This window comes from Streptomyces sp. NPDC051921 (assembly GCF_040680975.1).
In the GTDB taxonomy this organism is placed as follows: domain Bacteria; phylum Actinomycetota; class Actinomycetes; order Streptomycetales; family Streptomycetaceae; genus Streptomyces.
This window is the reverse complement of record NZ_JBFAXU010000028.1, coordinates 62,438-75,109: the sequence shown is the minus strand read 5'-3', so window position 1 is coordinate 75,109 and position 12,672 is coordinate 62,438. Positions and strand designations below refer to the sequence as shown.

The 12,672-nt window shown below is 74.8% G+C and carries 7 protein-coding genes; 6 read left to right on the top strand and 1 reads right to left on the bottom strand.

Going from position 1 to position 12,672, the window contains the following annotated elements; translation table 11 throughout:
- Positions 1-21: 21 nt before the first annotated feature.
- Positions 22-1,356, bottom strand: coding sequence for a 4-aminobutyrate--2-oxoglutarate transaminase (gene gabT / locus AB0M16_RS30960; protein WP_365348820.1), 1,335 nt, complete (start codon positions 1,354-1,356; stop codon positions 22-24).
- Between the two features lie 261 nt (positions 1,357-1,617).
- Between gabT and AB0M16_RS30955 the strand changes: the two genes are divergently transcribed.
- The 6 genes from AB0M16_RS30955 (at position 1,618) to aroA (ending at position 12,666) form a co-directional block, all read left to right on the top strand.
- Positions 1,618-4,098: an ATP/GTP-binding protein gene (locus AB0M16_RS30955; RefSeq protein ID WP_365348818.1), complete on the top strand. Its 2,481-nt coding sequence runs from the start codon at positions 1,618-1,620 to the stop codon at positions 4,096-4,098.
- Positions 4,099-4,538: 440 nt separating this feature from the next.
- The gene (locus AB0M16_RS30950; protein WP_365348816.1) at positions 4,539-6,152 is read left to right on the top strand and encodes a PucR family transcriptional regulator; all 1,614 of its coding nucleotides are present in this window, start codon (positions 4,539-4,541) and stop codon (positions 6,150-6,152) included.
- 183 nt (positions 6,153-6,335) lie between these two features.
- A complete protein-coding gene (locus AB0M16_RS30945; RefSeq protein ID WP_365348814.1) occupies positions 6,336-7,286 on the top strand; it encodes an EamA family transporter in 951 nt (316 codons plus the stop codon).
- 460 nt (positions 7,287-7,746) lie between these two features.
- Positions 7,747-9,192: an aldehyde dehydrogenase family protein gene (locus AB0M16_RS30940; RefSeq protein WP_365348812.1), complete on the top strand. Its 1,446-nt coding sequence runs from the start codon at positions 7,747-7,749 to the stop codon at positions 9,190-9,192.
- Positions 9,193-9,385: 193 nt separating this feature from the next.
- Positions 9,386-11,314: an acyl-CoA dehydrogenase family protein gene (locus AB0M16_RS30935; RefSeq protein ID WP_365348810.1), complete on the top strand. Its 1,929-nt coding sequence runs from the start codon at positions 9,386-9,388 to the stop codon at positions 11,312-11,314.
- Positions 11,315-11,418: 104 nt separating this feature from the next.
- Positions 11,419-12,666 carry a 3-phosphoshikimate 1-carboxyvinyltransferase gene (gene aroA, locus AB0M16_RS30930; RefSeq protein ID WP_365348808.1) on the top strand — a complete coding sequence of 416 codons (1,248 nt, stop codon included), beginning with the start codon at positions 11,419-11,421 and terminating at the stop codon, positions 12,664-12,666.
- Positions 12,667-12,672 lie beyond the last annotated feature (6 nt).

Below are 12,672 nucleotides of genomic sequence, written 5' to 3'. Positions count from 1 at the left end.
TCAGAAGTCGCTGTCCGATCGTCAGATCTGCGCGAGCGCGGCCTCGATGACGTCCAGACCCTCGTTGAGCAGGTCCTCGCCGATGACCAGCGGCGGCAGGAAGCGCAGCACGTTGCCGTAGGTGCCACAGGTGAGGACCAGGACGCCCTCGTTGTGGCAGTACTTGGCGAGCGCGGCGGCGGCCTCGGCGAACGGCTCCTTGGTCGCCGGGTCCTTCACGAGCTCGATGGCGATCATGGCGCCGCGGCCGCGGATGTCGCCGATGACCGGGAACTTCTCCTGCATGGCCGTGAGGCGGGTCTTCATGACCTCCTCGATGCGCTTGGCCTTGCCGTTGAGGTCGAGCTCCTTCATGGTCTCGATGGCGCCGAGCGCACCGGCGCACGCGACCGGGTTGCCGCCGTAGGTGCCGCCGAGGCCGCCACCGTGCACGGAGTCCATGATCTCGGCGCGGCCGGTCACGGCGGCGAGCGGCAGACCGCCCGCGATGCCCTTGGCGGTGGTGATGAGGTCCGGGACGATGCCCTCGTCCTCGCAGGCGAACCACTGGCCGGTACGGCAGAAGCCGGCCTGGATCTCGTCCGCGACGAAGACGATGCCGTTGTCGTTGGCGAACTTCACGATCGCCGGCAGGAAGCCCTTGGCCGGCTCGATGAAGCCGCCCTCGCCGAGGACCGGCTCGATGACGATCGCGGCGACGTTCTCGGCGCCGATCTGCTTGGTGATGTTGTCGATCGCCTGAGCGGCGGCCTCGGGGCCGCAGTTCTCGGCACCCGTGGGCCAGCGGTAGCCGTAGGCGACCGGGACGCGGTAGACCTCGGGCGCGAACGGGCCGAAGCCCTGCTTGTACGGCATGTTCTTCGCCGTCATGCCCATGGTGAGGTTGGTGCGGCCGTGGTAGCCGTGGTCGAAGACGACGACGGCCTGGCGCTTGGTGTACGAACGGGCGATCTTGACCGCGTTCTCGACCGCCTCGGCGCCCGAGTTGAACAGCGCGGACTTCTTGGCGTGGTCGCCCGGGGTCAGCTCGGCGAGGGCCTCACAGACCTCCACGTAACCCTCGTACGGGGTCACCATGAAACAGGTGTGGGTGAAGTCCTGGAGCTGCGCGGAGGCGCGGCGCACGACGGCCTCGGCGGAGGCGCCCACGGAGGTCACGGCGATGCCGGAACCGAAGTCGATCAGCAGGTTGCCGTCGACGTCCTCGATGATGCCGCCGCCCGCGCGCTTGGTGAAGACGGGCAGCGTGGAGCCCACGCCACCGGCGACCGCGTCGAGACGGCGGGCCTGAAGCTCCTGCGACTTCGGGCCGGGGATGGCGGTGACGACGCGCCGCTCCTGCGGGACAGCGTTCATGCGGGGCTCCTGGGGGTGTTCTGGACGCACTTGCGGGTTTCCTCCGCAGGCTAGGCGCGGCCGTGGGCCCGGCGCATGCTACGGATGGGAGTGATCCCGGCGTGTCCTTGTCCGTATCGGCCATACGCGCTGTTGTCAGGACCGTCGCCACGTCATCGGCCTGATCCGGGGCATGATCCGCACGCGAGGCCCTAGATTGGGCGTCGGACGCGGCACGGACGCGCGGCAGAGTGAAAGTGAAGGGGCCAGGGGGCAGGGGTCATGGAGTTCGAGGGCACGCAGGGCTCGCGGGGCACGCACGACGGTCGCCCCCGCGCCGACCAGGTCCCCCGCCCGGCCGGCCCGCCACCGATGCCGACGGCCCCGCCGACCGCACCGGAGACGCCTTCGGCCGTGCCCGAGGCGCCCTCGGTCGCGGTGCCCGCCGGAGCCGCGACCGTGCCCGCCGGAGCCGCGACCGTGCCCGCCGGAGCCGCGACCGTGCCCGCGGGCCCGCCGGCCGCGGCGCCCGCGGCCTCCGCCGGCCTCTCCCTCGCCGACTGGCTCCGCACCCCCCGGCCCGCCGCCGGGCCCGGGGTCTGGCGCTACGGGCACGTCCCCCGGCCCGACCAGGAGCCGACCGAGACGCCGTTGCGGGCCGTGCTCTCCGGTGCGGTGATCTCGTTCCTCGCCTGCGTCCTGCTGTGGTCGCTGCTGCGCAACGGCTACATCCCCTATTGGAGCGTCCCGCTCAAGCTGTTCACCCCCGACGACTGGTGGCACCCGCTCGGCGGCGGGCCGCAGGCCGGGACCGGCGGGGTGCTCGCGCTCGCCGTCTACGAGCTCGTGCTGTTCACCGGCGTCTTCTACGGGCTCGGCCGCTTCGGCCGCTGGCCGTACGCGTGGCGGCGGCTCACCGAGGCGCGCGGTCACGCCGCCCAGGTCGTCCTCGCCGTCGTCGCCGGACTCGTGACCGTCGCGCTCGTCCGCGGCGGCTGGATCCCGGTCAAGGGCGTCGTCTACGCCCTGCTGCCGTACGAGCGGGGCACGCCCACCGCCGCGTACGCCAACCAGGAGATGGTCGAGACGGCCGACCTGTTCGTCACCGTGGCCGCCGCCCTGCCCTTCGTCTGGCTCGCGCTGCGCCGCACCGTCCGCCCCGGCCCGGCCGCGCCGCAGCCGGCGGTCGCCGACCCGCCCGCGTCCGACCCCGCCGACTGGCCGGAGCTGCGGGCCGCCGGGCTCGCCGAGGCCGCCGACCGGCTCGCCGGCGAGGGTGCCGCCGGGCGCATGAACGACGTCGACCACACCCGTATCCGCGCCGCCTGGGACACCGCCCGCACCGGCCCCGACCGGCAGGCCGCCTTCGTCCGGGACGTGCACGCGCGCGGCGCCGCCGCCTTCCTCCACCCGTCCGGCGCACGTCAGCTGCCCGGCCGCGCAGCCGCCCACGACCTGAGCCTGCGGCAGGTCAGGCTCGGCACCGTCGCCGACGTCCCCCGCAACCCGTACCCCCGCCGCGGCACCGGCCTCGCCGTCGACCCCGCCGTCCTCGGCACCTCCATGCTCGTCGTCGGCCCCTCCGGCAGCGGCAAGACCACCCGGCTGCTCCGCCCCGTCGTCGAGTCCCTCGCCCTGCAGGCGCTCGCCGGGCAGGCCGCCGTCGTCGCCGTCGGCCCCGCCGGCGCACCGCTCGGCCCGGACGAGGCGTACGACGTCGTCATCCGCGTCGGCGACCCGGCCTCGCCGCACGACCTCGACCTCTACGGCGGCACCGGCGACCCCGACCAGGCCGCCGCCCTCCTCTCCGACGTCCTCGTCGACGACACCACCGACCCGCGGCGCGCCGCGACGGCGCTCGCCCAGCTCCTCGGCCCGTTCCACGCCGTCCACGGGCGGTTCCCGTCGGTCCCCGAACTCCGCGAACTCCTCGACGGCGCGCCCGCCCCCCGCCAGGCGTTGCGCGCCGCGCTGGAGCGGGCCGGCCACGCCTCCCTCGTCCGCGAACTCGACGCCCGCGAACGGCAGCACGGCACCGCCGGGGACCCCGCCACCGCCCTCGCCGACCGGATCGCCCTGCTCGACCGGCCCGCGTTCGCCGGCTTCTTCGACACGTCGGGCCACGGGCAGCCGTTCACCATGCGTGCCCTGGAACACCCCGTACGGGTCCGGATCGACCTGCCCGAGACGGGCCACGCCGAGGCCTCCAGGCTGCTCGCCCGGCTCGTCCTCGCCCAGTTCCTCGCCCGTGCCGTCACCCGCACCGACCGGTCCCGCTTCGTCTGCCTCGTCCTCGACGACGCCGCCCACACCCTCACCGCGGGGACCGTGCGCGGGCTGCAGCGACTGCGTTCGGCGAACGCCGGGGTCGTGCTCGGCCTGCGGAGCCTCGACGACGTCCCCGAGCACCTGCGCACCCCCCTCTTCGGGGCGGTCGGCTGCCGGGTCGCGCTGGCCGGCGTCACCACCTGGGACGGCAAGCGGTTCGCCGAGACCTGGGGCACCGAGTGGGTCGAGACCCGGGACGTCACCAGCCGGACCGTGCTCGCCGACGAGCCGCTGACCCGCGTCATGCACACCCTGCGCAAGCTGGTCACCGGGCGGGCCGTCACCACGGACGCCGTGACCGTGCGCGAGGTCGAACGCGAACGCTGGTCCGCCTCCGACCTGGCCCACGCGGTCCCGCCCGGCCACGCCGTCCTGTCCCTGACCCACGTACGCGGCGAGCACACCCCTCCGCTCCTGGTCGACCTGCGCGGCTGACACCGGGCGGCGGCGGGAGGCGGAGCCGGGCGGCGGGCGGCGGGCGGCAGGCCGGGCGTCGGCGCCCGGGGCCGGGTGTCGGGCAGTCGGACCACGCCCGGGGCCGGGCGGTGGGTCTCGGTACTGCGGGCCTGGGTGTCGGGCTGCGGGGCGGGCGTTCGGCGCCCGTGGCCGCCGGGTCGGGCCTGCGGCGTCCGGGTCCGGGCGGCGGCACCTGGGGCCGGGAGTCGGGCGGGGGCGCATGCGGCCGGGGCCGGGGGGTGGGTCTCGGTACCTGGGGCCGGGTGTCGGGCTGCGGGGCGGGCGTCGACCTGCGAGGCTGAAGGCGGGCCCCGGAACGGGCTGGCACAATCGGGGGCGCGTCGCCCGCAGACGGCGTTGCTCCCTCCCCCCACGCGCCTCCCCTCCCCCCAGAACCTCAAAGGTCCCGACGGTCCCCAATGCCGCCCACCCTCGCCTCGCTCCTCCAGCACTCGGCGCTCAAACTCACCGTCCGCGCCGGTGAGGACCGCCTCGACACCCCCGTGCGCTGGGCCCACGTCAGCGAACTCGCCGACCCCGTCCCGTACATGGAGGGCGGGGAGCTGCTGCTCACCACCGCGCTCACCCTCGACGCCGAGGACCCCGAGGCGATGCGGCGCTATGTGCGGCGACTGCTCGGCGCGGGCGTCGTCGGGCTCGGCTTCGCCATCGGCGTCAACTACGAGGACATCCCGGCCGCGCTCCTCGAAGCGGCCCGCGAGGAGCGGCTGCCGCTGCTCGAAGTGCCCCGCCGCACCCCGTTCCTCGCCATCAGCAAGGCCGTGTCCGCGGCCATCGCCGCCGACCAGTACCGGGCCGTGACCGCGGGCTTCGAGGCCCAGCGCGAGCTGACCCGGGCCGCGCTCGCCGAGGGCCCCGACGCCGTCGTCGCCCGGCTCGCCGCGCACGTCGACGGCTGGGCCGCGCTGTACGACACCTCGGGCACCGTGCTCGCCGCCGCGCCCGAATGGGCCGCGCGCCGGGCCGCCCGGCTCACGCCCGACGTGGAACGCCTCCGGGAGCGGCCGGCGCCCGCCAGCGCCGTCGTCGGCGGCACCGAGGACCGGGTGGAGCTCCAGTCCCTCGGCACCGGGCGGCGGGTGCGCGGGGCGCTCGCGGTCGGCACGGGCGCGCCGCTCGGCACGGCGGAGCGGTACGCGGTGCACTCCGCGATCGCCCTCCTCACGCTCACGACGGAGCGTTCCCGCTCCCTCCAGGCCGCCGAGCAGCGGCTCGGCGCGGCGGTGCTGCGGATGCTGCTCGCCGGGCAGCCGGACCACGCCCGGGGCGTCGCCGGCGACCTCTACGGGGGCCTCCTCGACGCCCCCTTCCGGCTGCTCATCGCCGAGCCCGTGCCGGCCGAGCCGCGAGAGGGCGAGACGCCGCTCGCCGTGTTCGCCGAGACCCTGGAGGCCGCCGCGGCCCGCGCGGGCGAGTCCGTCCTGACCGTGCCGGAGGGACCGGAGGGCGGGGAGCGGCTCGTCGTCCTCGCCGGCGACGGGGGAGCGGTCGTCACCGCGTGCGAGGGCTACGCGTCGCGCGAGGCGGAGGACGCCGGGCTCGTCGTCGGGCTGTCCGCGCCGACCGGTCCGATCGCCGCGGCCGCCGCCTACAAGCAGGCCGAGCAGGCGCTGTCCGTCGCCCGGCGGCGCGGCCGCGCGCTGGTCGAGCACGAGGAACTGGCGGCCGGCTCCGTCCTGCCCCTCCTCGCCGACGACGCCGTCCGCGCCTTCGCCGACGGCCTTCTCCGCGCCCTGTACGAACACGACGCCACCGGCCGCGGCGACCTGGTGGCCTCCCTCCGCGCCTGGCTGTCCCGGCACGGCCAGTGGGACGCCGCCGCCGCCGACCTGGGCGTCCACCGTCACACCCTCCGCTACCGGATGCGCCGCGTGGAGGAGATCCTCGGCCGCTCCCTGGACGACCCGGACGTCCGCATGGAGCTGTGGCTGGCCCTGAAGGCGACGGGCGACGGCGGCGCCACGGGACCGGGCGCGAGCACCGGCAGCGGCGCGGCGTCGGCCGGGCACTGAGGGCCGGGCCGCTCCCCGCCCGTCCGCCGCCCCTCGCGGGCGTCGTCCGCCCGGCGTCCGATAGGCCGCCACCGGCTTTCCGTAGGCCTTCCTGCGGGCCCGCGCCTTCGAATCGCCGCTTCCCTGCCCGATCGCGGGCAGAATTCCTGGCACGGGAGCCGCTCCCTCCGTAATCTCCTGGGCATGACAAGCCCCGCCGTCGATCCGGCCGCTCCCGAGGTCCCGTCCGTCCCGGCTCCCGCCCCGCGGCGCATACCCGTCGCCGTCTGGGCGGCCCTCGCGATCGTGTACGTCGTCTGGGGGTCCACGTACCTCGGCATCCGGATCGTCGTCGAGACGCTGCCGCCGTTCCTCTCCGCCGGGGCGCGCTTCATCACGGCCGGGCTGCTGCTCGCCGGGATCATCGCCTGGCGGCAGGGGCCGGCCGCGCTCAAGGTGACCCCGCGACAGCTGGCCTCGGCGGTCGGCGTCGGACTGCTGCTCATCCTCGGCGGCAACGGGCTCGTCGTGCTCGCCGAGACCTCCGTGCCCTCCGGGCTCACCGCACTGCTCATCGCCGTCGTCCCGGCCTGGGTCGTCCTGCTCAAGGCCGGCTCCGGCGAGCGGCCGAGCGCGGGCGGGGTCGTCGGCGTGCTGCTCGGGCTCGCGGGACTCGCCGTGCTGACGCTGCCCGGGCTCAGCGGCGAGGTGCACGTCGGCGGGGTCCTGCTGGTCATCGCCGCGACCGTCTGCTGGTCGGTCGGATCCTTCTCCTCCTCGCGCGTCCCGATGCCGCGCAACCCGTTCACCGCGAGCGCGTACGAGATGCTGGCCGGCGGTCTCGCCGGCGTCGGCGTCGGGCTGGTGCGGGGCGAGCAGCACGGCCTCGACCTGTCGGCCGTGTCGGGGCGCTCCTGGGTCGCCCTCGCGTACCTCGTCGTCTTCGGCTCGCTGATCGCCTTCACCGCGTACGCCTGGCTCCTCCAGGCCGCGCCCCTCTCGCTCGTCGCGACCTACGCCTACGTCAACCCCGTCGTCGCCGTCGCCCTCGGTGCCCTGGTCCTCGGCGAGGCGCTGTCGTGGCCCATCGTGCTCGGTGGCGCGATCGTCGTGGCCGGGGTCTGCCTGATCGTCTCGACCGAGCGACGCGGGTGATCATCCATCGTCCACCCTGACGCCGCTTCCGGCGAGCAGCTGGACGTGCGCACCTTCGCCGAGGAGGCCGACAGGGGCGAGGGCCGGATCGCCGGCCTCCTCCAGCACGGGGACCACCTCATCGCCGCCCGCTGGGCGAGGGCGTCCGGCCCTTCTCCGCCTGCCGCCCCTGGTGGGTCCCACGACGAGCCCGCGACGGAGCCCGCGCCGCCGGCTCCGGCCGGGGCTTCGACAGGGCTCCGACAGGGGTCCTCGGCCACGTCCTCGGCAGGGGATCCCACGGGGCCGCGCCCCCCGTCGCTGCCGGGGCCGCCCGCCCCCTTCCGCCAAAGCGGACAGAAGGCCCGCGGCACTACTCCACAGCGGACAAGCGCCCCTTCGCCCGCTTCGCCCTAACGTGGCACAAGAGCGCGAGAACACCCCCTCGCCACCACCCCGAAACGGAAAGGGCCGGTACGCAATGACGACCACCCACGCCTTCTGGCTCGCCGGCCGCGAGGCCACCGGCGAGGCCGCCTTCGACGTCACGAACTCGTACGACGGACGTCTGGTCGGCAAGGTCAGCGTGCCCACAGAGGCCCAGGTCGAAGAGGCCGTCGCCGCCGCCCACGCCGTCGTCGACGAGTTCGCCGCCACCCCGGCGCACGTCCGCGCCGCCGCCCTCGACCACGTGTCGAAGCGGCTCGCCGAGCGCACCGAGGAGATCGCCCAGCTGATCTCCGCCGAGAACGGCAAGCCCATCAAGTGGGCCCGCGGCGAGGTCGGCCGTGCCGTCTCCGTGTTCCGTTTCGCCGCCGAGGAGGCCCGCCGCTGGAACGCCGGCGAGGCCCAGCGCCTGGACACCGAGGCCGGCGGCGCGGGCCGTCTCGCGCTCACCCGCCGCATCCCCAAGGGCGTCGTGCTCGGCATCGCGCCCTTCAACTTCCCGCTGAACCTCAGCGCCCACAAGGTCGCCCCGGCCATCGCCGTCGGTGCCCCGATCATCCTCAAGCCGGCCCCGGCCACCCCGATCTCCTCCCTGATCCTGGGCGAGATCCTGGCCGAGACCGACCTGCCGGCCGGCTCCTGGTCGATCCTGACCGTGCCGAACGACCGCATGCCCGCCCTGGTCCAGGACGAGCGCCTCCCGGTCATCTCCTTCACCGGCTCCGACAAGGTCGGCTACGCCATCCAGCAGTCCGTGCCGCACAAGCACTGCACCCTGGAGCTCGGCGGCAACGCCGCCGCCGTCGTCCTGCCCGACTGGTCCTCCGAGGCGGACCTGGACTGGGCCGCGAGCCGCATCGCGACCTTCTCCAACTACCAGGGCGGCCAGTCCTGCATCTCCGTGCAGCGCGTGATCGCCGACGCCTCCGTCTACGACCGCCTGCTGCCGAAGATCGTCGCCGCGGTCGAGGCCCAGGTCACCGGCGACCCGGCGGACGACGCCACCGACGTCGGCCCGCTGGTCGACGAGGCCGCCGCCCAGCGCGTCGAGGCCTGGGTGGACGAGGCCGTCGCGGCCGGCGCCAAGCTGCTCGCCGGCGGCAAGCGCGAGGGCGCCACCTACGCGCCGACCGTGCTCGCCGACCTCCCGGCCGATGTCACCCTGGCCCGCGCCGAGGTCTTCGGCCCGGTGCTGACCGTCGCCAAGGTCGACGGCGAGGCCGAGGCCTTCGCCGCGGTCAACGACTCGGACTTCGGCCTCCAGGCCGGTGTCTTCACCCGCGACCTGCAGGCCGCCTTCCGCGCCCACCGCGCCCTGGAGGTCGGCGGCGTGATCGTCGGCGACGTCCCGTCCTACCGCGCCGACCAGATGCCGTACGGCGGCGCCAAGCGCTCCGGCGTCGGCCGCGAGGGCGTCAGGTTCGCCATGGACGACTACACCTACGAGCGCGTCCTGGTCCTCACCGGCCTGGCGCTCTAGGCAACCCGTACGGACCAGGACGTCCGTACGCGCGAGACCGACGGTCCGAGCCCACTGTGCGGGGGCTCGGACCGTCCTCGTTCCTCCCCGCCCGCCGGGAACCGCCGCCGCGCCCGTTTCCGAAACCGTCGATTTCGGGTACGACGGACGAGTAGCCACCCGGCACCCCGACGAGCGGCGAGGTGAGCCCCTCATGTCCGCACCCACCCAGCGGCCGCCCAAGGTCACCGAACGCGAGGCCCGGCAGGTCGCCGAGGCGGCCCGCCAGCAGGACTGGCACAAGCCGAGCTTCGCCAAGGAACTCTTCCTCGGCCGCTTCCGACTCGACCTCATCCATCCGCACCCGCTGCCCGCCGACGAGGACGTCCGGCGCGGCGAGGCCTTCCTCGCCAAGCTGCGCGAGTTCTGCGAGACCCGGGTCGACGGCGCCCGCATCGAGCGCGAGGCCCGCATCCCCGACGAGACCGTCACCGGCCTCAAGGAGCTCGGTGCGCTCGGCATGAAGATCGACCCCAAGTACGGCGGCCTCGGCCTCACACAGCTCTACTACAACCGGGCCCTCGCCCTGGTCGGCTCCGTCAGCCCCGCGCTCGGCGCGCTGCTCTCCGCCCACCAGTCGATCGGCGTGCCGCAGCCGCTGAAGCTCTTCGGCACCCAGGAGCAGAAGGACGCCTTCCTGCCCCGGCTCGCCCGCAGCGACATCTCCGCCTTCCTGCTCACCGAACCCGACGTCGGCTCCGACCCGGCCCGGCTCGCCACCACCGCCGTACCCGACGGGGACGACGCGTACGTCCTCGACGGCGTGAAGCTCTGGACGACCAACGGCGTCGTCGCCGACCTCCTCGTCGTCATGGCCCGCGTCCCCGCGTCCGAGGGCCACCGCGGCGGCATCACCGCCTTCGTCGTCGAGGGCGACTCGCCGGGCATCACCGTCGAGCACCGCAACGCCTTCATGGGCCTGCGCGGCCTGGAGAACGGCGTCACACGCTTCCACCAGGTGCGGGTCCCGGCCGCGCACCGCATCGGCCCCGAGGGCTCCGGCCTCAAGATCGCCCTCACCACCCTCAACACCGGCCGCCTCTCGCTGCCCGCCGCCTGCGCCGGCGCCGGCAAGTGGTGCCTGAAGATCTCCCGGGAATGGGCCGCCGAGCGCGAGCAGTGGGGCAAGCCCGTCGCCCGGCACGAGGCGGTCGGCACCAAGATCTCCTTCATCGCCGCCACCGCCTTCGCCCTGGAGGCCGTCGTCGACCTCGCCTCCCAGATGGCCGACGAGGACCGCAACGACATCCGCATCGAGGCCGCCCTCGCGAAGCTGTACGGCTCGGAGATGGCCTGGCGGATGGCCGACGAACTGGTCCAGATCCGCGGCGGCCGGGGCTACGAGACCGCCGACTCGCTCGCCGCCCGCGGCGAACGGGCCGTCCCCGCCGAACAGGTCCTGCGCGACCTGCGGATCAACCGCATCTTCGAGGGCTCCACCGAGATCATGCACCTGCTGATCGCCCGCGAGGCCGTCGACGCCCACCTCGCCGTCGCCGGCGACATCATCGACCCCGACAAGGACCTCGCCGACAAGGCCATGGCGGGCGTCCGAGCCGGCGGCTTCTACGCCCGCTGGCTGCCGAAACTCGTCGCCGGACAAGGGCAGCTCCCCGGCGCGTACGCGGAGTTCGGCGAGCTCGCGACCCATCTGCGCTACGTCGAACGCACCTCCCGCAAGCTCGCCCGCTCCACCTTCTACGCCATGTCCCGCTGGCAGGGGAAGATGGAGCTCAAGCAGGCCTTCCTCGGCCGGATCGTCGACATCGGCGCCGAACTCTTCGCCATGAGCGCCGCCTGCGTACGGGCCGAGCTGCTGCGCACCACCGGCCCCCACGGACGCGAGGCCCACCAGCTCGCCGACGCCTTCTGCCGACAGGCCCGGCTCCGCGTCGCCGAGCTCTTCGGCCGCCTCTGGGCCAACACCGACGACCTGGACCGCAAGGTCGTCGACGGCGTCCTGGCCGGCTCGTACACCTGGCTGGAAGAGGGCATCCTCGACCCGAGCGGCGACGGCCCGTGGATCGCCGACACCGCACCGGGCCCGTCGGACCACGAGAACGTCCACCGGAAGATCCGCTAGCGCCCCGCGCCCCGCCCCCCGGCGGCCTCGCGGTCGCGGGACGGCGCCGTCCACGTGGCGGACCGTCCCCCGGCCGCGGACCGCCGCACGGCAGGATGGCGGCCGTGACCGTCATCGACATCCCCGGCTCCAAGTCCGTCACCGCCCGCGCCCTCTTCCTCGCGGCCGCGGCCGAAGGCACCACCACGCTGCTCCGGCCGCTGCGCTCCGACGACACCGAGGGCTTCGCCGAAGGCCTGAAGGCCCTCGGGTACGCCGTACGGCAGGAGCCGGGAGCCTGGCACATCGAGGGCCGGCCGGCCGGCCCGGGGGTCGCCGAGGCCGACGTGTACTGCCGGGACGGCGCCACCACCGCACGCTTCCTGCCGGCGCTCGCCGCCGCCGGCCACGGCACCTTCCGCTTCGACGCCTCCCCGCAGATGCGCCGCCGCCCGCTCGGACCGCTCACCACCGCCCTGCGCGAGCTCGGCGTCGAGCTCACGCACGGCGGGCGCGAGGGGCACCACCCCCTCACCGTCACCGGCCGCGGCATCGAGGGCGGCGCCGTCCGGCTCGACGCCGGGGAGTCGTCCCAGTACCTGACCGCGCTGCTGATGCTCGGCCCGCTCACCGCCGAAGGCCTGTCCGTCACCGTCACCGACCTGGTCTCGGAGCCGTACGTCGAGATCACCCTCGCGATGATGCGGAGCTTCGGCGCCGAGGTCACCCGCGCGGACGGCCCCGAGGGGCGCACGTACACCGTCGCCCCCACCGGCTACCGCGCGACCACGTACGCCATCGAGCCCGACGCCTCCACGGCCAGCTACTTCTTCGCCGCCGCGGCCCTCACCCCCGGCGCCGCCGTCACCGTCCCCGGCCTCGGCACCGGCGCGCTCCAGGGCGACCTCGGCTTCGTCGACGTCCTGGAGCGCATGGGCGCCGACGTCGAGATCACCGACGGGGGGACGACGGTCCGGTCGACCGGCGTCCTGCGCGGCCTCACGGTCAACATGCGCGACATCTCCGACACCATGCCGACGCTCGCCGCGATCGCCCCCTTCGCCGACGGGCCGGTCCGCATCGAGGACGTCGCCAACACCCGCGTCAAGGAATGCGACCGGCTCGACGCCTGCGCCGAGAACCTGCGCCGACTGGGGATCGACGTCGCCACGGGCCCCGACCGGATCGAGATCCGCCCCGGCACCCCCACCGGGCCCGCCGAGATCGCCACCCACGGCGACCACCGCATCGTGATGTCCTTCGCGGTCACCGCGCTGCGCACCCCGGGCATCACCTTCGACGACCCCGGCTGCGTCCGGAAGACCTTCCCGGACTTCCACACCGCCTTCGAGGCGTTCCGACGGGCGCTGTGAGGCGGG

Excerpts from the sequence above, each read along its gene's own strand:
- gabT (WP_365348820.1), bottom strand. The coding sequence starts at position 1,356 with ATGAACGCTGTCCCGCAGGAGCGGCGCGTCGTCACCGCCATCCCCGGC.
- AB0M16_RS30955 (WP_365348818.1), top strand. The coding sequence starts at position 1,618 with ATGGAGTTCGAGGGCACGCAGGGCTCGCGGGGCACGCACGACGGTCGC.
- AB0M16_RS30950 (WP_365348816.1), top strand. The coding sequence starts at position 4,539 with ATGCCGCCCACCCTCGCCTCGCTCCTCCAGCACTCGGCGCTCAAACTC.
- AB0M16_RS30945 (WP_365348814.1), top strand. The coding sequence starts at position 6,336 with ATGACAAGCCCCGCCGTCGATCCGGCCGCTCCCGAGGTCCCGTCCGTC.
- AB0M16_RS30940 (WP_365348812.1), top strand. The coding sequence starts at position 7,747 with ATGACGACCACCCACGCCTTCTGGCTCGCCGGCCGCGAGGCCACCGGC.
- AB0M16_RS30935 (WP_365348810.1), top strand. The coding sequence starts at position 9,386 with ATGTCCGCACCCACCCAGCGGCCGCCCAAGGTCACCGAACGCGAGGCC.